At 36.9% G+C, this 25,195-nt stretch carries 20 protein-coding genes, 1 tRNA gene and 1 riboswitch; of the genes, 10 read left to right on the top strand and 11 right to left on the bottom strand.

What is annotated here, in order from left to right:
- Nucleotides 1-26 precede the first annotated feature (26 nt).
- From HZR84_08580 to HZR84_08540, 9 genes are all read right to left on the bottom strand, one after another.
- Entirely contained in the window at nt 27-2,087 is a 2,061-nt protein-coding gene (locus tag HZR84_08580) for a TonB-dependent receptor (protein ID QNL21991.1), read from the bottom strand.
- Between the two features lie 43 nt (nt 2,088-2,130).
- A riboswitch (TPP riboswitch) is annotated at nt 2,131-2,226 on the bottom strand.
- Between the two features lie 30 nt (nt 2,227-2,256).
- The gene (locus HZR84_08575; protein QNL21990.1) at nt 2,257-2,631 is read right to left on the bottom strand and encodes a hypothetical protein; all 375 of its coding nucleotides are present in this window, start codon (nt 2,629-2,631) and stop codon (nt 2,257-2,259) included.
- Nucleotides 2,632-2,672: 41 nt separating this feature from the next.
- On the bottom strand, nt 2,673-3,197 hold the full coding sequence (locus HZR84_08570; GenBank protein ID QNL21989.1) for an ATP-binding protein: 525 nt from the start codon (nt 3,195-3,197) through the stop codon (nt 2,673-2,675).
- Complete coding sequence (locus HZR84_08565) at nt 3,190-3,795, bottom strand: nicotinamide mononucleotide transporter (GenBank protein QNL21988.1); 606 nt, start codon at nt 3,793-3,795, stop codon at nt 3,190-3,192. Before HZR84_08565 ends, HZR84_08570 begins: the two co-directional genes overlap by 8 nt.
- Nucleotides 3,796-3,951: 156 nt before the next feature.
- Nucleotides 3,952-4,713 (bottom strand): energy transducer TonB, encoded by a 762-nt coding sequence (locus HZR84_08560; protein QNL21987.1) that lies wholly within the window; start codon nt 4,711-4,713, stop codon nt 3,952-3,954.
- The gene (locus HZR84_08555; protein ID QNL21986.1) at nt 4,710-5,468 is read right to left on the bottom strand and encodes an energy transducer TonB; all 759 of its coding nucleotides are present in this window, start codon (nt 5,466-5,468) and stop codon (nt 4,710-4,712) included. Before HZR84_08555 ends, HZR84_08560 begins: the two co-directional genes overlap by 4 nt.
- Nucleotides 5,469-5,493: 25 nt before the next feature.
- The gene (locus HZR84_08550; protein ID QNL21985.1) at nt 5,494-6,654 is read right to left on the bottom strand and encodes a formimidoylglutamase; all 1,161 of its coding nucleotides are present in this window, start codon (nt 6,652-6,654) and stop codon (nt 5,494-5,496) included.
- Nucleotides 6,655-6,705: 51 nt separating this feature from the next.
- Nucleotides 6,706-8,004, bottom strand: coding sequence for an NADH:ubiquinone reductase (Na(+)-transporting) subunit F (locus HZR84_08545; protein ID QNL21984.1), 1,299 nt, complete (start codon nt 8,002-8,004; stop codon nt 6,706-6,708).
- A gap of 106 nt (nt 8,005-8,110) precedes the next feature.
- Nucleotides 8,111-8,953 (bottom strand): acetyl-CoA carboxylase carboxyltransferase subunit beta, encoded by an 843-nt coding sequence (locus HZR84_08540; protein QNL23221.1) that lies wholly within the window; start codon nt 8,951-8,953, stop codon nt 8,111-8,113.
- A 138-nt stretch (nt 8,954-9,091) separates the two neighbouring features.
- On the opposite strand from HZR84_08540, the gene HZR84_08535 reads away from it, so the two are divergent.
- From HZR84_08535 to odhB, 3 genes are all read left to right on the top strand, one after another.
- On the top strand, nt 9,092-10,306 hold the full coding sequence (locus tag HZR84_08535; GenBank protein QNL21983.1) for an alanine dehydrogenase: 1,215 nt from the start codon (nt 9,092-9,094) through the stop codon (nt 10,304-10,306).
- Nucleotides 10,307-10,379: 73 nt separating this feature from the next.
- A complete protein-coding gene (locus HZR84_08530; GenBank protein ID QNL21982.1) occupies nt 10,380-13,094 on the top strand; it encodes a 2-oxoglutarate dehydrogenase E1 component in 2,715 nt (904 codons plus the stop codon).
- Between the two features lie 7 nt (nt 13,095-13,101).
- Nucleotides 13,102-14,673, top strand: coding sequence for a 2-oxoglutarate dehydrogenase complex dihydrolipoyllysine-residue succinyltransferase (gene odhB / locus HZR84_08525; GenBank protein QNL21981.1), 1,572 nt, complete (start codon nt 13,102-13,104; stop codon nt 14,671-14,673).
- A gap of 71 nt (nt 14,674-14,744) precedes the next feature.
- Here the strand turns inward: odhB and HZR84_08520 are convergent, their stop codons facing one another.
- Nucleotides 14,745-16,055: a hypothetical protein gene (locus tag HZR84_08520; protein QNL21980.1), complete on the bottom strand. Its 1,311-nt coding sequence runs from the start codon at nt 16,053-16,055 to the stop codon at nt 14,745-14,747.
- Nucleotides 16,056-16,287: 232 nt separating this feature from the next.
- On the opposite strand from HZR84_08520, the gene mfd reads away from it, so the two are divergent.
- Together mfd and HZR84_08510 are read left to right on the top strand one after the other, a co-directional pair.
- Entirely contained in the window at nt 16,288-19,659 is a 3,372-nt protein-coding gene (mfd, locus tag HZR84_08515; GenBank protein QNL21979.1) for a transcription-repair coupling factor, read from the top strand.
- Nucleotides 19,660-19,703: 44 nt separating this feature from the next.
- Nucleotides 19,704-20,699: an SRPBCC family protein gene (locus HZR84_08510; protein ID QNL21978.1), complete on the top strand. Its 996-nt coding sequence runs from the start codon at nt 19,704-19,706 to the stop codon at nt 20,697-20,699.
- 25 nt (nt 20,700-20,724) lie between these two features.
- On the opposite strand, the gene HZR84_08505 is transcribed toward HZR84_08510, so the two are convergent.
- Nucleotides 20,725-21,468 carry a hypothetical protein gene (locus HZR84_08505; GenBank protein QNL21977.1) on the bottom strand — a complete coding sequence of 248 codons (744 nt, stop codon included), beginning with the start codon at nt 21,466-21,468 and terminating at the stop codon, nt 20,725-20,727.
- A gap of 17 nt (nt 21,469-21,485) precedes the next feature.
- On the opposite strand from HZR84_08505, the gene HZR84_08500 reads away from it, so the two are divergent.
- The 5 genes from HZR84_08500 (at nt 21,486) to purE (ending at nt 25,132) form a co-directional block, all read left to right on the top strand.
- Nucleotides 21,486-22,250, top strand: a complete 765-nt coding sequence (locus HZR84_08500; GenBank protein ID QNL21976.1) for a hypothetical protein — start codon at nt 21,486-21,488, stop codon at nt 22,248-22,250.
- 56 nt (nt 22,251-22,306) lie between these two features.
- Nucleotides 22,307-23,275, top strand: coding sequence for an ROK family protein (locus tag HZR84_08495; protein ID QNL21975.1), 969 nt, complete (start codon nt 22,307-22,309; stop codon nt 23,273-23,275).
- Between the two features lie 84 nt (nt 23,276-23,359).
- Nucleotides 23,360-23,433 (top strand) — tRNA-His (locus HZR84_08490).
- A gap of 68 nt (nt 23,434-23,501) precedes the next feature.
- Nucleotides 23,502-24,632 carry a 5-(carboxyamino)imidazole ribonucleotide synthase gene (locus tag HZR84_08485; protein ID QNL21974.1) on the top strand — a complete coding sequence of 377 codons (1,131 nt, stop codon included), beginning with the start codon at nt 23,502-23,504 and terminating at the stop codon, nt 24,630-24,632.
- A complete protein-coding gene (gene purE / locus HZR84_08480) occupies nt 24,629-25,132 on the top strand; it encodes a 5-(carboxyamino)imidazole ribonucleotide mutase (GenBank protein QNL21973.1) in 504 nt (167 codons plus the stop codon). The genes HZR84_08485 and purE overlap by 4 nt, the downstream gene beginning before the upstream one ends.
- Nucleotides 25,133-25,195 lie beyond the last annotated feature (63 nt).

Raw genomic sequence — 25,195 nt, 5'->3', positions numbered from 1 at the left:
AATAGTCATATTTCGGCTTTCTTGGCTTAAAATAGAATTGTAAGTCTACCCATGATATTCCTTGGTGCCTGAACCCTGAATCCAGGTCCATCCAGTACGCCATCGAAGTCGGTATCAATTGGCGCGCCATCCGTAAAATACAATTCGTCTGTGATGTTATTGAAAAAAAGTGAAGCGCTGACATTTTCTGACACCTTATAGTCAATCCCCGAATTAAAAATTAAGCTGGAAGGAATCTGATATTCAGGCTGGTTAAAAATATCAGTAAAGGCTTCTGACAAATACCTTGCATTGACATTAATACTGAATTTTTCTTTAAAAGTATAGCTTAGTTCTGGGGTAACAATAAAATCTGGTGATAATACCTGCTCAACGTTATTTTCACTATTCCCTTCCAAAGTGACATTATCTATATTTGTCCTTAAATAGCTTGCCATCAATCTAAAATCCAGATTTTTAATAATTCTATATTCGGTTTCCAACTCAAGTCCATAGCGCTGACTGCTGGCTACATTTTGCCGTATTTCAAAGTAAGTGTTTTGAATCACTCCCCCCAATTCGGTAATCTCATTCTCAAAATCCATATAAAATGCATTGAGATTTAATTTCAGCTTATCTTTAGTCAGTCTGTACCCAAGCTCAATATCATTTACAAATTCTTCCTTGATACTAAAGTCATTGCTAAAAAAGTCGATTCTCGTCGGTTCCCGTCCGGTTCGACCAAAAGAAGCATACAAATTCATATCGGTTCTTAAATTGTAAGTGATCCCAATTCTTGGATTTAAAAAAAAGTACGATTTTGAAGTTGAATTTATCCCATCCTGACCCGGTTCAAAACTCATTTTTACATATCTCATTTGGGATTCAGCAAATAGAATCATATTTAAGGGATCGAATCTTTTGCTTGCTTTTATGAAAACGGAAGCTTCGTCTTTAAAACTGTTTTGAGATAAATATGGAAACTTGGCATTCGGAGAAACATCCTCAGTATTCCGCCGGTTGAAAGTATATAAGTGAATACCTGCATCAACATCAAGATCATTGGTATGGTAATGAAGGTTGCTGGTAGCCCCGTACTGATTATTGACAATCCCATAATTATATTGTGTTAATATAGTTGTATCGTATGCAATAGAAAGGGTATCGACAGGAATTGAAACAGATTGAGGGAAAGCATATGGAAAATATCCTCTTGCTCCTGTATAATATAGTATTGATGACAATGATAAGCGCTTACTAAAAAAAAAGGTATGCTGAAGCTGGGCCATATCCTGCTCAAAGTCATCGATATCATTGGGGTTATTGTTATTCGTTCTTGGTCGCTTATTTATTACATCTTTTAAAACATATTCGTAGCTCTGATGATTTTGAGTTTTACCCATAAAACCTGTAATCTTAATTACGTGCTTTTCACCTATATATCCGCCGGAAAAGAAAAATGAATGGGCGTCACTTCCAGAATAATCCTTGTAACCTTCAGACTTCATTCTTGAAGCTCTTGCGTATGCCGAAAATCCTTTTTCGTTCTTTCCTGAATAAGCTTCAGCCGCTAATCCCATTGAGCCAAAACTGCCTCCACTTAATCGCAGTTCAGCTTTTGGTTTTTCAGAATAAAGACTAATACTTTCATAATTTATAGAACCTGCATAGGAAGAAGTTCCGTTGCTTGAAGTTCCAACACCTCTTTGAATTTGTACGGATTCTATACTGTTGCTGAAGTCGGCAAAGTTTGAAAAATAAACACCCTGATCGAGCATATCATTTAATGGAATACCATTCAAGGTTACATTAATACGATCTTGCGCCATTCCGCGTAGACGGAAACTCATATAATTGCCAAAATTCGTCCCGGCGTCCGAATAAGTCACTATAGACGGACTTAATCTTTCCAAATGCAAGGAGGCATCCTGGCCCAGATCAATTTTTTGTAATTCGGCTTTGCGAATTGTTGTTTTGCTTACAGGAGCCTCTGATTTAGCCCTAATACCTATAATGTAGACCTCTTCAAGCTCAATATTTTTTAATGAATCCTGTGCAATTGATAGGCTCCATATTATTATGAATGCCGTTGTGAATGCATATTTCATGAATTATAATTTAAAGTAATAAAACCGGGAATCGGGGTATTCCCTTTATAATTACCATACTCCCTACGCCGGCATTATCCGGATCAGGTTATTTGGGTATGATCTCAGCCTGAAATTTTAGGCACCCCTTTTTTATCGGGTCAAAAATATAAAGTTTTAGGAATTGCTCCTACCTTCCGACTAGTCTTGATACTAATTTTATAATATCGCTTTCTTCAGGATTTAAATTGCCATCTGAGAGGGATAGTTTATCCAAAGTGTCGATCAATTTTTTGGCATTTTCCGGATCGGCAAAAAACTCAGGAATATATTGATGAATAAACTCAATTACTTCTTTTTCATCATGGGCTTTATATTCAATTAAAACATCATTAAAGGTTTTAACATAATTTTCGTCCCCAATATTCATGGTCTCGTACTGATCCAATAAATCATCAACCTCACTTTCCTCTAAAACATCATCTGCCTCTATGGCGCATAGATATAAATACAGTAAGAAATGATTCCTTGTCCAGTGTTTGGCTACTTTTTTATGGTCTATCATTATATGAAGTGTTAATTAAATCTAAGGAATTAGATAGAATTTCAAAACTTAGCTGAATAGTATTGTTTCAAATCTCCAATAACAATTTCTTTTCTGGATTGAAGGTCTCCTCTTAACTCTGAATATGACACCTTAAATCGCACTAATTCACTTAAAAAAAACTCATGCATTTTTAATCTTGACATTGGCATTTTTCGAATTCCATCCTCTTTCCATTCAGGATCGGGGAAAGTCAGATAAAAGTGATCGTATAAATTTAAATCAAGCCAATATTTAAGTTTTTCCGGTACTTTTTTATAGTAGATTTTACTGTATATATAGGTTGATAGCAAACAGGTGTCAAAAATTAATAAACGGCTTTTTGTATTTTTTATAAAATCCTTTTCAGATTTCAACTGTCCTTTTGCAATAGGCATTACATCCTTATAGCTTAGTTCACTTTCTTTACTTTCTGCATATTGTCTGGAATATTCATGGAGAAAATCTATGTCAAAATACCCGGCAAGAGCTTCTGCCAAACTCGTCTTCCCAGAACACTCAGATCCTATCAAAACGATATTAGGCATTTTGCTTTTGTTTATTGAGCATCAATTTCCAATTAATAAAACCGTATAGAGCCATCAAAGTGTAAATAATAAATAGCACAACAGTTGAATTCAATCCTTTAAAAGTGTAGATAAAAATGCATGTCAGATCGATGATGATCCAAAATAGCCAGTTTTCTAGTACTTTTTTTGCCATCATAAAGGTGGCAATAAAACTAAAAACTGTGGTAAATGCATCTAAGTATGGTATATCCGAATCAGTTCTATTATCCAACAGAAATCCAAAAATTGGCACCAATAATAGGCCTACTAAAAGGTATTTTATTATTTGAGATAGTTTTGCACTAATGATGGGTAATACATCATCGTTTTTAATTGCACTTCGCCATTGCACCCAACCATAAATTCCCATGAGGACGTAAAAAAATTGAAGAAGGGCATCACCGTATATTCTCGCATTGATGAAAACCCATATATAAAGTGCTGAACCAATTATGCCTAAAGGCCAGGAAATTATCTTGCCTTTTGCATTAAAAATTACAAAGCCTATACTGAAGATAACAGCGAGGTTTTCAATGCTTAAAAAGTTAGAATTAATAAAAAAGGTAATAAGATTCACTGAGGGCGAAAATAAGAAGGCTGACTCAGAAACCAAGCCAGCCTTAAACTACGCACTAAACCAAGAAACTACTTTGTGAGTTTTAAATCACTTTGTTAGTTATTAGTTTTTAATACGGCGTAGAGCCAGATGGGTTACTTAAAAATTAAAAAAGATTCATTCTTTTTCTGGTATTGATATAAATGGCTGATTTCCCTTGGGTGAAAAATATATTTTTCTGCTGATTAAGGTTCTTACAGGAAGACCATTAATATTCCCGGGGTTCCAATTTGATTTTAGAATTAAATTCTTTGCAACGATATCGCAATTAGCTTCAAGCTTTTCTGCCAGGTGAATATTGGTTAAACGTCCACTCGGTTCTATTACAAATTGTATTTCAACTATTCCCTCAGCATTATACTTTAAGGCTGCTTCGGGATATGCCAGATTTTCCTTAACATAATTCTGAAAATTTTTTTCTCTTCCCCGGAAGCTTGGCTTAAAACTCAGATCCTTTTCATGATATACTTTAAAAGTAAAATCTGAATCGGGTTTTTCGAGTTCGTAACCCCTTTTATTACAAATCTGTTTATACTTTTTCGGATTAAACTTGAAGGAAATTGATTCATGGCTATTTATTGGGTGCCCATTTTCCTGTGCCGGAATCCAGAGCATTAATTTTAATAATCTTATGGCCTCTTCATTCAATTCCTTACTTACAGATTTTAGTATTTGAATATTGCTGATCCGGGCGTTCTCATCAAGATCAAATTCAAGTTCTACCTTTCCACCATAATACTTTTTTAATGAACCGGGTGCGTAATACAGTTCCTGTTCAAACATTCTTTTTTTCTCTTTTTGACCTCCAAAATTCCTTGCTTTGTCCTGTGAAAAAAGAATATTCGGCCAGAAAAACATTACGATAATAATATATCTCATTGCCCTTTAATCATATCTCCCGAATGTATCGTTTTAAAACTCGACCCTCTTGTTTTAAATGTGATTTGATAGTAAACCTGGGTTCTTATCGGTTTCCCTTCCTTTCGACCCGGCCGCCATTGACTTATTCTTATAACTCTTAAAGCTTCTTCATCACATCCTCCGCCAACGCTTCTGGCTATACCAACGTTGCTTAATTTTCCGTTCTTTTCAATCACAAAACGAGTCAGTACAGAGCCTTCAATTCCTTTTTTCAAAGCTACTTCGGGATATTCCAATTTGTTGTAAACCCATTTGTTGAAATCACCCCAAATAAACTCGGGTTTTTCATCTAAATCTATATATGAATAAACTTTATCAAATGGTTTGGCATCACATAAATCGGAGTTTAGGAAAAATTTAGAATTAACGCGAAACTCAAACATATGCCAGGAACTTACCGGTTCATTTTCAATAAGTGCAGGCAGCCATTGGATTGCCGGAAATACGCTTTCTATTTCTTTATCGACTTCATCGTTATAACTTTTAGCAAAATTCAATGAATCAATGCTTTTATCTTTATTTACTATGAAAGTCAGTATTATTTTGCCCGGGAGTCTGTTTTCGGGTTTAATTTTATCTGGACAAAATGCTTCGCTGATGATTCTTTTAGCTTCTACTTTTCCACCGACATTTTCCGGAGAAAAATCGTATTGAGATTTTGCTGTGAATGCGTAAAATAAAAGGCCTAGTGTAAATATTTTCCATTTTGCCATAATGCAATATGGAATTTAAGAAATATCAGGCAATTCTCGATTGGGCAAGAATCCATTTATCGGGTACTTCTCCCTTGCCTGCCTGAAGATAATCCTGATAACTGCAGGGTATATATTTAAAATGTCTGTATTTATTCTGACTCTTAAGCAAAGGTATTTCTATCCACCATTTATCTGTTTTAAGACTCTTGTAAAAAACCAGTTCTGATGGTGAACCGCTAAAGGCTACCGTAAACTTTTGATAGTCATTACTTGAAAATGAAGTTTCAATTTTTCTGTGGTTAAACCCTTCTACAAAATACCATATCATGGTAGCCAGTAGTTTTGCAGTTAATGCATCCTTATCTTGCTTTGGCTGATAACCGTAAAAACCAATACTTTGTACACCTGCACCATGCCCTGAATACCAGGCGAGCTGACAAGCCTGTTCAGGGCTCATCCCAAATGGTTGTGGTTCTGATTGGCCCGGCGCATCCTGCCCCCGCAATGCAGAAATATCAAAACTTAAAATATCGAGGTTTCTTAAAAAGGGCTCAATCTCTTTGATGTCATCGTGAATTGCGCCAAGTCGTATTCCTTCAAAATACAATTTCTCCATAAGTGAAATCATATCTTTTTGAACCAGATAGGATTGATACGCTATACTGCAAATATTGTAAAGGTAGTTTGGTTCGTGTGTGAGTATTTTATGCAAATGACTGCGGTCTGCCGGAACGCCCTCAACATCAGGTTCGAAATCTATTCTCGAATCAATACTTCCAAAATTGATCATTTTATTGAGCACTTCTGCAGCTGCATATTGTGGTAAATCAAGATCCTGGGATCCGCCAACAATTATACTGATGATCTCATTCTCAAAGAGCAACTCAAGGACGCTTTGCAAACGGTTTTGCGTTTCCTTGTAATTTTCTCCAGGTCTTAGATTCCCAAGATCGATTATTTTTTTCTCACTATTCCAGCCAGACAGATTGTATAGTGCGGTTCGAATAATATCAGGTCCGCCATTTTGTTTTTGGCCGGCATGCGACCCTCTGTATTCATCTATGCCAATTATGGCAATGTCATGTTGCTGCCAGTTGACGGGTGTGGAATCGTTCTTACTCAGTTTATGACCAAAACTGTGCTTGTTACCCGAAAAGGATAAGAATTTATCTTCAAGAGGATTAAAAAATATGCTTAAGCTCATAAAACAAATAAAAATAAAAAAAGGAGAAATTCATTCTCCTTTTATTTTTTGCTATCCTCCAAAATCGTCAAATGCGACATTTTCAGGTGGAATGCCATATTCATCACACATTTTTAATACAGAAGCATTCATCATTGGAGGTCCGCAGAAGTAAAATTCTATTTCTTCCGGATCTGGATGTTTACTTAGGTAATTATCGATAAACACCTGGTGAATGAATCCTACATATCCTTCTCCTTCTTTGTCGTCGATGTCTTTTTTTACTTTCCAGTTATCCTCTTCAAGTGGTTCAGATAATGCAATATGATAGCTAAAATTTGGAAATTCCTTTTCTATTTTTCTGAAATGTTCAGTATAAAATAATTCCCTGCGCGATCTCCCCCCGTACCAATAACTCACTTTCCTGTTGGTTTTGAGCGTATGGAATAAGTGGAAAATATGAGATCTTAGTGGTGCCATACCTGCTCCTCCACCGATGTAAACCATTTCACGCTCTGTTTCTTTAATAAAAAACTCTCCGTAAGGTCCGGAAATGGTTACTTTATCACCTTTTTTTCTTGAAAAAACATAGGATGAACAAATACCGGGATTCACATCCATCCAAGAATTTTTTGCTCTATCCCATGGCGGAGTGGCAATTCTAATGTTCAGCATTATAATATCTCCCTCTGCCGGGTGATTGGCCATTGAATATGCTCTGAAAATTTCCTCATCGTTTTTCATTTTCAGATCCCAAAGATTGAATTTATCCCATTCTGGTTTAAATTTTTCCTCCCCGGCCGGATCATCGGGCAAAGGAGCAATCTCCATAGTTTTAAAGTCCACTTCAATCGGAGGGACGTCAATTTGTATATAGCCACCGGATTTAAAATCCAGGTTTTCACCTGCCGGAAGTTTTACAACAAATTCTTTTATAAAAGAAGCGACATTATAATTTGAAACAACTTCACAATCCCATTTCTTAATCCCGAAAATTTCATCCGGAATTCTGATTTTCATATCGTTTTTAACTTTGACCTGACAAGAAAGTCTTACACCTTCTTCTTTCTCAGATCTGGACAAATGCCCTTCTTCTGTAGGAAGTACATCTCCCCCTCCTTCTTCTATCACGCACTTGCACATGGCACAAGTACCTCCTCCACCACATGCAGAAGGAAGAAACAATTTCTGCGATGACAAAGTAGATAGCAAAGTTCCACCAGCCGATGCGACAACCGGGTTAGATTCATCTCCGTTTATTACAATTTTGACATCACCTTGCTGCACTAATTTTGATTGAGCAAAAAGTAATATCAATACCAGCAAAACAATCACTATTGTAAAAGCTATTATTGACGCAATGATTACCATCTAGATTTTATTTTGGTATTTAATGTTAACTGCAAATATATTTAATAAGCCTAAATAGACTTTAAAGTTTGTACTAATTTCAACGCTTTAAAGGGCTCATGGTTCTTTAATTTTCAAGCATTTTTAATAAATCTGTAAGTGTGCGCTTGAGATCACGTCTGTCAACGATAAAATCGAGAAATCCATGTTCCATTAAAAATTCCGCACTTTGAAATCCTTTAGGTAAATCTTTACCGATTGTTTCCCTTATTACTCTAGGCCCGGCGAAACCAATAAGGGCTCCGGGTTCGGCTATATTAAAATCTCCTAACATGGCGAACGAAGCGGTAACGCCCCCTGTAGTTGGGTCTGTCAATAACGAAATAAAAGGAATTTTTTCATCCGCCAGCAATCTAAGTTTGGCAGAAGTTTTCGCAAGCTGCATTAGGGAAAATCCGGCTTCCATCATTCTGGCACCCCCGGATTTTGAAATCATTAAAAATGGAATTTTATGTTTTCTCGAATAATCAATTGCCCTGGCAATTTTTTCCCCCACAACCGATCCCATACTTCCACCAATAAACTGAAAGTCCATACAGCTAATAACTATTTCCTTACCGTTCATTTTACCAACAGCCGAACGAACAGCATCTTTCAATCCAGTTTTTTGCTGGGTTGCAGTTATTCTTGCGGGATAAGCTTTGGTATCTACAAAATTCAATGGATCGGCTGATGACATATTTGCATCCAGCTCCTGAAATTTGTTTTTATCAAAAATTATTTCAAAATACTCTTTGGAACCAATCCTTACATGATAGTTATCTTCCGGTACAACATAGCTGTTTTTCTTGAGCTCTGCCATATGACTAATATTTCCGGAAGGAGTTTTGTACCACAAACCATCGGGTACATCTTTTTTCTGATCAGTAGGTGTTTGAATTCCTTTGGCTTTCCTATTAAACCAGGCCATATCATCATCATTCAAAACGAAGTTCAAATTTATGATTTATTTAACTCTATCGATGAAAAGTTTGAATTGATTCACGAAAAATTCCAAAAAGAACTAATGAAGCTTAAATTGCGGTCTTATTTATCAGAATAATCAGATATGACAAAGATTAAATTTGGATTAATTAAAGAGCAAAAAATACCGGTCGATAAACGCGTTCCAATGACTCCGGCGCAATGTGCAGATGCCATGGAGGCATTTCCGGAACTTGAAATTGTAGTCCAATCCAGTAATATCCGTTGTTTTAAAGATATCGATTATACTGAAGCCGGGGTAAAAGTTGTAAAGGATGTAAGTGATTGTGACGTTTTAATGGGCGTAAAAGAAGTTCCTAAAAAACATTTGATCGAAGATAAAACCTATTTCTTCTTTTCTCACACTATTAAAGAACAGCCCTACAATCGCGATCTGCTCAAAACGATAATTAAGAAAAATATTCGATTGATCGATTATGAGGTATTGACTGATACCAATGGAAAGCGAATCATTGCCTTTGGAAGATACGCCGGAATTGTAGGCGCATACAATGGCATTTGGACTTTCGGACAGCGATACAATTTGTTCAATATTCGAAGGGCTCATCGTTGTTTTGATCTCGAAGATCTCAAAAGAGAATTCGGTAAAGTGAAGTTGCCGGCTATAAAAATAGCTTTAACCGGAGGAGGGAGAGTATCAAAAGGTGCTATGGAAGTACTTCACGGAATGAATATTCAAAAAGTTACTCCGGCTGAATATTTAGAAGAAAGCTTTAGGGAACCGGTTTTTGCTCAATTGAATTCCAGGGATTATCATTATCACAAAGATGGAATCCCATTCAGCAGGAATGAGTTTTACAAACACCCTGAACATTTTAAAAGCAATTTTTTAAAATATGCTTATCAAACAGATCTGTTAATAGCAGGCGCCTATTGGGATCCCGGAAGTCCGGTTTTGTTTTCGAGAGAACAGAGTGCTGGCCATGATTTCAGGATTCGAATAATAGCAGACATTACCTGTGATATCGAAGGAAGTATACCTTCTACAAAAATGCCCAGTACTATTGAGGATCCCATTTACGATTATAACCCTAGCGATGACAGCGTTGAAAAAGCTTTAAGTGATGAAGGAAATATTACTGTGATGGCAGTGGATAATTTACCATGTGAATTACCGAGAGATGCTTCAGAGGATTTCGGAAAAGAATTGATTTCAAATGTTCTCCCCCAATTCTGGAATAATGATAAAAACGACATCTTAAAGAAAGCCACAATTACTGATCAGGGGGCTTTAACAGATACATATAATTATCTGTCAAATTACGCACAAATTAAATAAGTGTATAATCGGTTAGGCAATTTTTCATTGATAATCAGAATATATACCTTTGATTTTATCAACATTCAGGGATATGGACAAATATTCTTATATCGCCAATGCTCATGGCGACTACATCGAAAACTTATACAGTGAATTTAAATCTAAACCCGAATCTGTCGATGAATCCTGGCAGAAGTTTTTTGAGGGTTTTGAATTTGCTTCAAAAAATTGGGACAACGGTGAGGCCGTTTCATCCGATGATTTTTCATTAGACGAAGTCAAGGTATATGACCTTATAGAACGTTATAGAGAATATGGGCATCTCATATCTAATACCAATCCGGTGCGACAAAGATTAAATAGAAATGCCGGCGTAGAATTAAAAGATGTTGGCCTTAGCGAAAGCGACTTAGAAAAGGAATTTCATGCCGGGCATGAATTGGGACTTGGTAAAGCCACTCTAAAATCAATAGTTGAAAGGTGTAAAAGTATCTTTGGTCAAACAATAGGATTCGATTATTACGAAATCAGAGAACCAGAAATACGACAATGGTTTAAGGATAAAAGCGAAAAGGAATATCTAAACCTAAACCTAAGTAAGGAAGAGAAAATGCATATTCTCTCCAAGTTAAACGAAGCGGTAGTTTTCGAAAACTTTCTCCATACCAAATACATAGGACAAAAAAGATTTTCACTGGAAGGTGGAGAAAGCACCATTCCCGCACTTGATGCCATGATAAATACCGGTGCTGATTTGGGGATAGAGAGTATTGTTATTGGAATGGCCCACAGAGGTCGTTTGAATGTGCTTGCCAATACTATGAAAAAAACCTATGAAGAAATCTTTAATGAATTTGAAGGCAATGCACCGCCAAGTACTACCATGGGTGATGGTGATGTAAAATACCATCTTGGATTTTCCAGTTCTATTAAAGCTACAAACGGAACCATGGTTAAAATTAATCTGGCGCCCAATCCTTCTCACCTTGAGGCTGTAAATCCAGTCGTTGAGGGATTTATTAGAGCAAAATCAGATTATATTTTTGATGATAACGTTTCGAAGGTATTGCCAATACTTATCCACGGCGATGCGGCCCTTGCCGGACAGGGAATTGTCTATGAAGTGGCACAAATGTCCAAATTAAAAGGCTATCACACAGGAGGAACCATACATTTTGTTATTAATAATCAACTGGGCTTTACCACTGATTTTCAGGATGCGAGATCGAGTATATATTCTACTGATATCGCTGACATTATTGATAGCCCTGTTCTGCATGTTAACGGAGATGACCCTGAGGCAGTTACTTTTGCTTCGAGAATTGCCGTTGAGTTCAGACAAAAATTTCACCGAGATATTTTTGTCGATATGGTCTGTTACAGAAGACATGGCCATAATGAAAGTGACGAGCCAAAATTCACTCAGCCCAAACTATATAACACCATAGCCAAACACCCCAATCCAAGGGAGGTATATAATAAAGCCCTAATAGAAAGAGGCGATAGTGATGCAAATATTGCTAAGCAAATGGACAAGGCTTTCAGGTCTTTATTACAGGACAGGTTGAATATGGTCAAGGAGAAAAAATTAAGCTATTCATCCGTTGAGCTTGGATTTGGATGGGAAGAGCTTCGAAATTCCAAACCTGAAGACTTTGACAAATCTCCAAATACTGGAATAAAGAAAGCGCAAATAGATGCCATTGGCAAAGCGCTGTGCAATGTGCCAAAAGATTTTAAACCATTAAAGCAGATAGACAGGCTTTTGAAAGAACGAAATAAAATGTTCTTTGAAGAAAAAATGCTAAACTGGGCAGCAGGGGAATTGCTTGCCTACGGTTCGTTATTAGCTGAGAATCAGGTTGTACGAATTTCCGGTCAGGATGTAATCAGAGGAACTTTTTCACACAGACATTCTATTTTATTTGATGCCGAAAGCAATGAGCCCTATTCGAATTTGGATTTTATACAGGAAAATCAGCAAAAACTGAGAATATATAATTCACTGTTATCCGAATTTGCTGTTCTTGGCTTTGAATTTGGTTACGCTATGGCGAATCCTCATGCCCTGGTAATTTGGGAAGCACAATTTGGAGATTTTGCCAATGGAGCGCAGGTTATGATTGACCAATTCATTGCAGCTGCAGAATCAAAATGGGATAGAATGAACGGTTTGGTAATGCTTCTCCCGCATGGCTATGAAGGTCAGGGACCGGAGCACTCAAGCGCAAGACTTGAAAGGTTTTTACAGTTGAGCGCCAATTACAATATGATTGTGACCAACATCACCACACCTGCCAATTTGTTTCACGGTTTAAGACGTCAACTTGCCTGGCCTTTTAGAAAGCCTTTGATCAATATGTCGCCAAAATCCCTGTTGAGAAATCCGGCTTGCGTATCGCCAATTTCAGAGTTTACAAAAGGCAATTTTCAGGAAGTGATCGACGATACCGCAGATGCTAAAAAAGTAGACAAATTAATCTTATGCTCAGGGAAAATCTATTATGAAATTTCTGAAGAAAGAGATAAACAAGAGAAAAAGAATGTAGCCATCGTTAGAATTGAACAATTGCATCCACTACCCGAAAAACAATTAGAGGCAATTTTTAAAAAATACAATAAAGCTAAATGTTTCTTTGTGCAGGAAGAACCGGAAAATATGGGTTCCTGGAACTATTTAATGAGATACTACCGCAAACGGGATATAGAGGTGATTTGCAGAAAGGCAAGCGCATCTCCCGCGACCGGTTTTCACAAGAAACATGCAGAAGAACAAAAAAATCTTATAAATAAAGCATTGGAATAATAGTATTATGAGTGAAATAATCAAAGTACCTCAAGTCGGTGAATCAATTACCGAAGTCACCATTGGACAATGGAGTGTTGAAGATGGTGATATGGTGGAGATGGATCAAATAATTTGTGAGCTTGAGTCCGATAAAGCCACTTTTGAACTTAATGCTGAGTCTGCAGGAAAAATAAAGATAATTGCCCAGGAAGGTGATACGCTTGCAGTAGGTGATACCATATGTGAAATAGATACAGATGCTAGCGCTTCGGATTCTAAATCAAGTTCAGAAGATTCCCAGAAAGAATCTAAGAGCGTAGAAGAAACAAAATCCCAAAGTTCTACTGCTAACACATCTAATAAAAGCGGTGAAATAAAAGAAATGCGGGTGAGTCCTGTGGGAGAGTCCATCAATGAAGTCACTGTGGGCTCATGGTTAAAAGAGGATGGAGATTTTGTTGAACTTGATGAAATTATTTGTGAGATTGAGTCAGACAAAGCCACTTTTGAATTACCTGCTGAAGCTTCCGGTTATTTAAAACATGTCGCAAGCGAAGGTGATACCCTTGCGATCGGTGATTTAATTTGCAAAATCGAAGTTGCTGAATCAAATGCAGTTGAATCTGTAAAAGAAGAAAGCCAGCCTCAAAGCACTTCTCATGACAATACTAGTTCAAGTTCTAAGGTATCGGATGCAGATGGCTATGCTGCAGGACATGCTTCTCCGGCAGCTGCAAAAATTTTAAAAGAAAAAGGCATTAATCCTTCTGATGTAAAAGGTACCGGTGTTGATGGTCGCATAACTAAAGAAGATGCTCAGGCTGCCAAAAAGTCTGACAGCAAGCAAACACAAGCTAAAGAAAGTACTTCTAAGCTATCAGAAAAATCTTCCGGAACCAGGAATCAGGAAAGAAAAAGGATGAGCAATTTGCGAAAAACAATTGCAAAAAGATTGGTCTCGGTTAAAAATGACACAGCAATGCTGACCACTTTTAACGAGGTGAATATGAAACCGATCATGGAACTCAGAAAAAAATATAAGGAGTCATTTAAGGAAAAGTATGAGATAGGCTTAGGTTTTATGTCATTTTTTACAAAGGCCTGCTGTATGGCGCTTCAGGAGTATCCAGCTGTAAATGGTCAAATCGATGGTGATGAAATTGTTTATTCAGATTATTGCGATGTTTCTATTGCAGTTTCGACCCCACGCGGCTTGGTTGTGCCAGTAATTCGCAACGCAGAGGACATGTCATTTGACCAAATTGAAAAAGAAATTTACAATCTCGCAGTTAAAGCAAGAGATGGAAAACTTAGTATTGAGGAAATGACCGGAGGTACATTTACCATCACCAATGGTGGAATTTTTGGATCAATGCTTTCAACCCCCATTATAAATGCACCTCAATCGGCCATTCTAGGAATGCACAATATTGTGGAGCGACCAATGGCTGTCAATGGCGAAGTTCAAATTCTTCCGATTATGTATGTGGCTTTATCCTATGATCACAGAATCATCGACGGAAAAGAGTCAGTAAGTTTTCTTGTTAGAGTTAAGGAATTGCTTGAAGATCCTACAAGATTACTTTTGGGAGTTTAGATATAAGAAGCATTAAAACAAAAAAAGGACATCCATGGATGTCCTTTTTTTGTTTTAAATATATAAATCTCTTAGGGGTCGATTTTCACATCACCTAGAACAGCATAATCGTCCTTTGAATATTCTCTAACTACAACATCTTCAACAGAATTGAAGAAATTTTCAGCAGGTTCGACAATCTGAATTTTAAATTCATAGGTCGCTGTATCTCCTGGAGGCACTAATTCAGAAACATAAAAACCGAAAGGTTGTGCAACAACCGGATCATCTGTAAGCATAGAATCTGATAGATTTAAATAACTCACATAGGTTGGGTCATAAGGTTTGAAATATGTAATCCGTGCATATGGTGCCCTTAGGTCAAAGTCATCTCCGATTCCATCAAACTCACGATATTCTAAATCTGCATTAGCTACAATTGAAAATGTAACAAATACCGAATCATAATAACCAGTCGCTGTATCAAGATTATTTAATGAAACTACCGGATCATTTGGTAATGAATATACTCTATCGTCATAGACCGTTGGCTCGAAGCCAATTCTCACCAAATCGGCCGCTTTGAATAATTGCTCATAAGCTATCTCGCCGGGGTTTGCAACTTCACTAAATTGCATCAATACTTCATAGCCCGAACGGTTAGGGATAATTGACTGATCAATGCTGAAGCTTATATCATTGTTTGAAAAACCTTCTCGTTTAACTGAAAACTGGGGAACGTTTACAATTAATGCAGTATCAAGATTACTATCGTTAATCAACCTAATGACACCGGTAAGATTTTTTTCAACCGCACCCTCTGTGGCAACAGTAAATGAAACACTTCGGTTGGCAAAAAATCCGTCTTTATTTTTGTCAAGAGCAGTATCCCATTCTATCCTTTTGATCTTATAAGGAACAGTATTGTCTTCAGATTCGGTTTCAACATTTACAAAAATTCCCTGGCCTTTTATTTTTCTGAGCGAGCCTGCTTCAAGAATATTAGCAGCCAAATTCAATTCTGTTTGTTCAGAAACGATATTGTCGAAATTCAAATTGAATGATTTTGCATCACCCGCGCCGTTGCCACTTAAATTAAATTGCGCGCCTTTAGTGATCTCTATTTCTTCACCGTCTTCCCATTTTACTACCTGGATTAAAACTTGTTTGCTATATCCTTCAGGAGCAGAAGAAGAAACATCAGCATCCACAACCAAAGTAGCGCTGGCGAAATAGGTATTGCCATTTTGATCCACCGTTTGATTTATTTGCAATGGCTTAAATGTGAAATTCACGGCATCCTCAGGTGGTAATTCGTCTGTGATTTTGTCATCTTCTTCACAAGCAAATAATAACAGTCCGAGGGTAATTACAGAAAGGTATCGCAGTAGATTCATTTTCATATACATCAAAAATTTTTTCGAATAAGACCGAAAAATAATAAAATATTTTTCCAACAAACTCTAAAAATAGTGAAAAATTTAGATTCGCTCTCATTTTAATACAATTCAAAACTGCATTTCTATCTATGTGTTAATAAAATTTCGAACTGTATCTTGTAAAACTGCATTAATACTAGTCGAAGAGGATTCAATTAACTTTGATAAGATACATTTGTAGACAAAGAGTAAAAGATTGTTAAAAGGCGAGATATTAAATATTTATAAGCGCGACTCCATTATCAATTCTATAGCCGAATTAATTAAACCAAATGAAAACAGGCATATTAGATTGAATGGTATTTCCGGAAGTCTGGACTCCATTATTGCGGCATCCACATACAAAATTCATCAACAAAATCATGTTTTTGTACTCAATGAAAAAGAAGAGGCGGCTTATTTTTTAAGTGATTTACGCCAACTTTTACCCAATTATCGGGTTTCTTTTTTCCCCACCTCCTATAAAAAAGCATATGAATTTGAGGAAACTGAAAATGCCAATATTCTTCAAAGAGCAGAAGTATTAAACCGACTTAATGCCAAATATTCAAAAGGAGAACTTATTGTCACTTATCCCGAGGCCCTGGCCGAGAAGGTTATTAATAAGAAATCGCTTGTCAAAAACACAATGCATTTAAAATTGGGTGAGTGTATTAATCTTGAAGTGAAACGAGCAGAGCTTATTTCATTTGGTTTTGAGCTTGTAGATTTTGTAGCAGAACCTGGTCAATTTTCGATAAGAGGTGGTATCATTGATCTATTTTCATTTGCACATGATTTGCCTTACAGAATCGAACTGTTTGGCGACGAAATTGAAAGTATCAGAACTTTTGATCCCGGAACTCAGCTGTCAGTTGATAAGATCAACAAGATTGCCATTATTCCAAACGTTCAAACGCGACTGCTGGAAGAAGAAAGAGTTTCAGTTCTTGATTATCTTCCCATTAATTCTAAAATATGGCTGAAAGATATTGGAGGCCTTGCTGAGGCTGCAGACGATGTTTTCAATAAAGTAAGTAAAACCTATAGAACACTACTCGAAAACAGTTCTAATACAAAAATCATCCTGAAACCAGAGTTTCTGTATGAAAATTCTGAATCTATATTAAATAGCCTTGATAACTATGTAAATATTGAATTTGGTATTTCTCAATATCACAATGATGCATTGTCATTTAATTTTGAAACAGGCGGTCAACCGAGTTTTAACAAAAATTTTGAAATCCTTATTAAGCATTTGGAGGAAAATCAGTACCGCGGAATACAAAATTTCATAATTGCTGATCAGCCCGGTCAAATTCAAAGGTTAGAAAATATCTTTGATGAATTAAATGCAGACCTCAATATAAGCCCTGAGTTATTATCGCTTCGTGAAGGATTCATTGATTATGAAAGAAAAATTGCCTGTTACACTGACCATCAAATTTTTGAGCGTTTTTTCAGGTATAAAGTCAAAGAGAAATACTCCAAATCAAAAGCATTAACCCTAAAGCAGTTACAATCACTTGAACCTGGAGATTATGTGACTCATATAGACTATGGCGTTGGCCGCTTTGCAGGAATGGAAAGAAAAGAGCTGAATGGTAAAATTCAGGAAACCATCCGCCTTATATACAAGGATGACGACATTCTACTTGTCAATGTCCATGCCCTACATAAAATTTCCAAATTTTCCGGAAAAGAGGGCGAGGCACCAAATGTCAATAAGCTAGGTAGTCCGGATTGGGATAATAAAAAGAAGAAAATCAAGCGAAAAGTAAAGGACATTGCAAAAGACCTCATTGAACTTTACGCGAAGAGAAAAGCTACCAAAGGCTATGCTTTTAGCCAGGATTCTTTTCTTCAGGCAGAACTCGAATCCTCATTTATATATGAAGATACTCCTGATCAAGCCAAAGCTTCCACAGCTGTAAAATCCGATCTGGAAAAAGAATATCCTATGGATCGGCTTATTTGTGGAGATGTGGGTTTTGGTAAAACCGAAGTCGCCATCAGAGCAGCATTCAAAGTTGCGGCAGATGGAAAACAAACGGCTATTCTGGTTCCTACAACAGTGCTGGCATTACAACATTTTCATACCATTTCGAGTCGCTTGGAAGATTTTCCGGTTCGGGTAGATTATATCAATCGATTTAGAACCAACAAACAGATAAAAAACACTTTGAAAGACCTTGAAGATGGCAAAATCGATATTATAATCGGGACTCATCGATTAGTAGGAAAAGATGTTAAGTTCAAGAATTTAGGGCTGCTAATTATCGATGAGGAACAGAAATTTGGAGTTAAAGTCAAAGAAAAACTCAAAGAATTTAGAGTGAATGTTGACGTTTTGACATTAACAGCAACTCCGATTCCACGAACCCTGCACTTTTCACTAATGGGCGCACGCGATTTATCGGTAATTAATACTCCTCCCCCAAACAGGCAACCTGTTGCAACGGAAATTCATGTTTTCAATGAAGCATTAATCAGGGATACAATTCGCTATGAATTACAAAGAGGAGGCCAGGTATTTTTTGTTCACAATAGAGTGAAAAATATTGAAGAACTCGCCAATATTATTAAAAGACTAGTTCCTGATGCCAGAATAGGTATAGCTCATGGGCAAATGGAAGGAAGAATATTGGAAAAAGCCATGTTTAAGTTTGTCGAAAAAGAATATGACGTATTGGTCTCGACAAATATTATTGAATCCGGATTGGATATTCCCAATGCAAATACCATCATAATCAACCAGGCCCATAGTTTTGGGCTATCGGATTTACATCAGATGCGGGGAAGGGTGGGTCGTTCAAACAGAAAAGCATTTTGTTATTTCTTAACCCTTCCTCTCAACAGGCTCTCGGCCGATTCCAGAAAACGGCTTAAGACATTAGAAGAATTTTCAGAAATAGGTGATGGCTTCAAAGTGGCGATGAGAGATCTCGACATAAGAGGTGCGGGGAATTTGCTTGGCAGGGAACAAAGTGGCTTTATTAACGATCTCGGATTCGACATGTATCATAAAATATTGGATGAAGCAGTTCAGGAATTAAAAGAAAATGAGTTTGCCTCTCTATTTAAAAATGAGGTAGATATTAAAAAAATTGTCAAGGATTGCAATATAGAAACTGATCTGGAAGTTCGATTCCCGGAGACATACATTCCAAATGTATCAGAAAGACTTCGACTCTATACCGAACTCGATAATGTAAAAAATGAAAAAGAGCTTGAAGAATTTGTTGAGCACATAAAAGACAGATTTGGTAAATTGCCTGAAAGTGTCCGGGATTTGGTTGAAACTGCCCGTCTTCGTTGGCTGGCGGAAGAATTGGGTTTTGGGAAATTAAGTCTGAAATCAGGTAAACTTAAAGGCTACATACTTGATACATCCAATGAAAGCTATTTTCAAGGTGAAGTTTTTGGAGCAATTTTAAATTTTGTAAAAACGCATCCCAAAATGTGTCAGCTAAAAGAGGTCAAAGACATGTTGGTATTAAATATGAATAATATTCACGGCATTTCAGAAGCAAAATCAGCTTTAAACAATATCATTTCATCAATCAAGGGTATGCGCGCTTTTGCATAATAGTATTAAAATCAGGAATTTAGTCTTCACTAAATAAAACAGATATGTTAAAGAAAATTGGAATTGGATTATTAGTAGTGATAGCTTTAATCGTTATCATATCTTTCTTTTTACCCTCTGAGGTCACGGTAGAAAGATCGATTGTTGTGGAAGCACCGGTGGAAAATATCTATTCACAGGTTAACGATCTGCATAATTGGGAGAAATGGTCCCCTTGGGCTGAAATGGATCCTGATATGAAGATTGAGTTTTTTGGCCCGGAAATGGGAAAAGATGCCAAATACTGTTGGGATGGCGATCCTGAAACGGTGGGAAAAGGTTGTCTTACTATTGTTGACAACGTAGATAATGCATCTATAAGTACCTTATTAGAATTTGAAGGTATGAGTCCGGGAAATGGCAACTGGAAATTTGAAAAAGTAAGTGATGGGGTAAAGGTTTCCTGGGCTATGACTTCGTCTATGGATGATTTTCCGGTCATTGGCAGATACTTCGGTTTGGCTTTTGACGGAATGTTAGGTCCTGATTTTGAAAAAGGATTGAGCAAATTAAAAAGTCTGTCCGAAACCATGCCTACTTATTCAATTGATATTTCCAGAGCTGAAATGCCCGCAATGAACTATGTGAGTGTGCGTGGATCTGCGACAATGGAGAACATTAGCGCTAAAATGGGAGAAATGGCCGGCATAATGATGGAATACATGGAAAAGAATGGATTGAATCATGCGGGTGCTCCATTTGCAATCTGGCATTCCATGGGAGAAGAATTTGAATTTACTTTTGCCATGCAGGTAGACGGCGATGCAGGAGAAGGTAATGATATGGTAAAAACAGGTTCTATGGAAGCATTTGAATGCGTCAAAGGAGATTATTACGGTGCATATGAAAAAATGAACACGGCCTATGACGACATCGAAAAATACATGGAGGTCAACAATCTTGAGTTGAAAGGCGAATCAATGGAATTCTATATTACTGATCCAATGAATGAACCCGATACAGCAAAATGGTTGACAAACATTATTTATCCCATATCCTAATTAAAAGCCGGTTGAACCGGCTTTTTTATTTTACCTCAATTTGTTTTAGCTCAATTTTGCTGAGAAGCTCGAGTTTGTTTTCATTGAAAAGCCCATCCAAATTTTCTACTTTATACTTTAGTGGATTGGCTTTGTAATTCTCATAATCCTGGAAAGTCAATCCATTGACTGTTTGAAGATTATAGGCCTTTCTAAATCTTAATCCGGGTCCTTTGGTTTCAAGATAACTGTAAGCCAAGTAATCCAATGAATAATCCACTATATCAAACCAATAAACGAATACATCCTCAAAATCTTCACCCCCTGAATTCTCTGAAAACGTAACTTTAATCTTGTAATAACTTTTGCCTTTCACAGATGACTTTCCCAAATATTGAGAAATTACGGCTTCATCTTTCAAGCGATACGGTAACAGTGCAAAATAAACTACTGAATTGACACTGCTCGAATAGGAACCGGATCTGAGCTTAGCCAAATAAGATTCATCTCCGTCCACAAAACGGGTAAAGCCATCGTTTTTCAATACATCTTCTATTAGCTCATTATCCTCAGTAAAAATGCGTTTGTATTCATAAAAGCCTCCATTTAGATGTATTTCGTACTTTTTTGATCTAAATACAAAGCTGATATCTGAAGGATTAAATTTATCGCCTCCGTAAAAGTCAATTGATTTAGCAATTATAGTTTCTGGCTTAATATTTTGCGCAGTTGAAAATTTAGTGCCGGGAATTAGGCCCAATAACAATGTACAGAATAAGATTGGCTTCATAGAATATATTTATGTAAATGTTATTTATTATTAATTTGCAAACTGTCGTTAGCTTTACGACTTACACTATGGACCTATTCAATGCAGTTTATATTACTTTTTATGTAGTAACAGGTTTAGCCTTGTTTGGATTGCTTTTTAATATTTACAAGGCCTATCAAAACAAAAGTAAAGCATTTCTTTCTGTGCTTTATGTTGGTGCGATAATATTTGTTTGGCTGAGTTTGCAAGCCTATCTGGCTAACAATAACTTTTATTTAAGCAATACAAAGTCTATGCCACCGCGATTTTTGCTTGCAATAGTCCCACCGGTTCTTTTTGTAGTTGTTGTTTTGATCTTTATGAAAGACCGGATTCTTAAAATGCCTGGGAAATGGATGACTTTCTTTCATGTGCTCCGTGTACCTATTGAATTAGTACTCTACGGATTATTCATGGAAAAACTCATTCCTGAGATCATGACTTTTTCGGGCAGAAATTATGATATAATCATCGGATTATCCGCTCCGGTAATGGCCATGTTGTTTTACTCAAACACCTCCATTCATAAAAGGTGGATACAAATATGGAATGTTGTAGGAATTGCTTTTTTGGTCAATGTTGTTTTTTACGGAATTTTCTCCACACCCTATCCATTTCAAATGTATGGACTTGAGCAGGCAAATATTGCAGTTTTACAATATCCCATAATCTGGTTGCCGAGTTTTTTGGTTCCGGCCGTTCTGTTTTTCCATCTTGCTTGTTTGATGCAGTTATTAAACAAAAACCATCCTGGATATTAATTTTAGTTGATCGATTAATTTATAGATTTGACCGATAATAAATATATTGCCTTTCAATGAAGAAAGCGGCATTTGGAATAGACATAGGAGGAACATACACAAAAATTGGCCTTGTGGATGAAAAGGGGAATATTCTCAGAGAAAGTCGTATGCCAACAGATGAGCAAAGCGATGCAAAAATATTTATTAACACACTTGCTCAGGAATTAAAAACAGTTCTAAAATCCCAAAATAACAATATTCAGTTATTGGGAATCGGGCTTGGAGCGCCAAATGCAAATTACCTTACCGGATTTATTGAACACGCTCCAAACCTACCTTGGAAAGGCAAAATAGAGATTGTAAAAGAAATCCAAAAACATTTTAATGTGCCTGTAATTGTAACCAATGATGCCAATGCTGCAGCCATTGGAGAAATGCATTTTGGCAAGGCAAAAGGCATGAAAGATTTTGCAATTATTACGCTTGGAACAGGCCTGGGAAGCGGTTTTGTCAGCAATGGTCAGCTAATTTATGGAAGCGATGGTTTTGCCGGCGAATTAGGCCATACAAGAGTTAAAATTGATGGCAGACGGTGTAAATGCGGAAAAAACGGATGTTTTGAAACCTATGTCTCAGCCACTGGAATTAAAAGGACTATTTTTGAATTTTTGTCTTTCTATCATCAGGAATCCAAATTGCGTTCTGTGAGTTATGAAGACCTCCATTCAAACATGATTGCAGAGGAAGCGGCCAAAGGTGACTTTATCGCACAGGAAGCATTTCGATTTACCGGTAGAATATTGGGCGAAAAACTGGCGGATATTGTTGCTCTTTTTAGTCCCGAAGCCATATTTCTTTTTGGCGGTTTAATGAATGCCGGAGATTTGATCCTCAACCCCACTAAAGAACATATGGATAAAAATATGCTTGCGGTATTTGCGAATAAAACAAAACTTGAGATTTCAGGTCTAATGGATAGAAATGCTGCAGTACTTGGTGCAAGCGCACTAATTTGGGATCATTACAACTTAAAAACTCTTTAATTTGTGGGGGTATTTAATTTCAAATACAATCATCTCTTTTTTAAATTTTGATTCTTGTATAACTTTGCAGCTCTAAAAAATATGGTGACTGTAGCTCAGCTGGTTAGAGTATCGGTTTGTGGATCCGAGGGTCGTGGGTTCGAAACCCATCAGTCACCCAAAGTTTTTAACCCATCGTTCATTCGCGATGGGTTTTTTATTTTTAAATCTAAATACTTCTATTCTGATGAATTCTAGTAAAAAAATCGGTGTACTTGGCGGTGGCCAACTCGGAAGAATGCTTATACAGAAAGCCATTGATTATAATATTGAATTCGATGTGATGGATCCCGATCCCAACGCTCCCTGTAAAAATCTTGCGGCTAGATTCAAGGTCGGCGATCTAAAAAAGTTTGAAGATGTAATTGATTTTGGCAAAGATCTCGACATAATCACTATAGAAATAGAAAAAGTAAATGCAGAAGCTTTAGCCGTTTTGGAAAAGCAGGGAAAATTAGTGTATCCACAAGCCAGAGTCATACAACTTATTCAGGATAAAAGAGCGCAAAAGAAATTTTATATCGAAAATTCAATTCCCACGTCAGAATATGCTCTTGTCCAAAGCAATGAAGAAATTAAAAAACACCCCGAAATGATTCCCGGTTTTCACAAGCTGGCAAAAGATGGTTATGATGGTAGGGGTGTTCAAAAAATTACGACTAAAAGAGATATTTCCAAATCGTTTTCCGAACCGGGTTTAATTGAAAAAGCCGTTGACCTGGAAAAGGAAATTTCCTGCATAGTCAGCAGAAATGCCAATGGTGATATAAAATCTTTCCCTTTGGTTGAAATGGTATTTCATCCGGAAGCCAATCTGGTCGATTATTTATTGTCGCCCGCTAATGTGAGTCAAGAGATAGAAAATAAAGCCGAATCACTGGCAATTAAAATTATCGAAAAGCTTGACATGGTCGGAATTCTGGCAGTTGAAATGTTTTTGACAAAAACCGGCGACATCCTGGTCAATGAAATGGCACCAAGAACCCATAACAGTGGTCATCAAAGCATTGAATCAAATGAGAGCTCTCAATTTGAACAACATCTAAGATCTATTTTAAACTGGCCACCGGGATCCACAGATATTCGGGTCCCATCCGCAATGGTAAATTTATTAGGGGCCGATGGACATACCGGAGAGGCCATATATGAAGGAATGGATAAAATTCTGCAGGTTTCGGGTGTTCACATTCATTTATATGGCAAAAAAATTACAAAACCATTCAGAAAAATGGGACATATCACCATCACTGATGAAGATGCAGGATCATTGAAGGAAAAGATTAAATTTGTTAAAGAAAATTTCAGAATAATAGCATGAACAAGGCAAAAGTGGCAATTATCATGGGTAGCACCTCTGACCTAAATGTAATGCAGGATGCAATTGATTTTCTCAATGAAATGAAAATAGAAAATGAGGTGGATATAGTTTCAGCACACCGGACTCCTGATAAAATGTTTGATTTTGCCAAAAATGCACGCAGTAGGGGTATTCAGGTTATCATTGCCGGAGCCGGCGGTGCAGCTCACTTACCCGGAATGGTCGCATCCTTAACCTCCTTACCTGTGATTGGTGTACCTGTAAAATCCAGAAATTCAATAGATGGATGGGATTCCTTACTTTCTATTTTACAGATGCCCTCGGGAGTACCCGTGGCTACAGTTGCTTTGGACGGGGCAAAAAACGCCGGAATTCTCGCTGCACAAATATTGGGCGCTTCTGATCAGAACATTGCCAAAAAACTGGATGATTTTAAATTAAGACTCAAAGAAAAGGTGATCCGTGGATCGGAGGAAACTCAGCAAAAATTTTCGGATTAAACCACAATATTTTCTGCAAAATAATTTTTCTGGCACGGGAATTGTCTCATTGCTCTCTGAAAT

The organism is Hyphobacterium sp. CCMP332 (assembly GCA_014323545.1).
Classification (GTDB): Bacteria; Bacteroidota; Bacteroidia; order Cytophagales; family CCMP332; genus CCMP332.
Note: the sequence above shows the minus strand (reverse complement) of the source record. Positions and strands in the feature narration are given on the sequence as shown.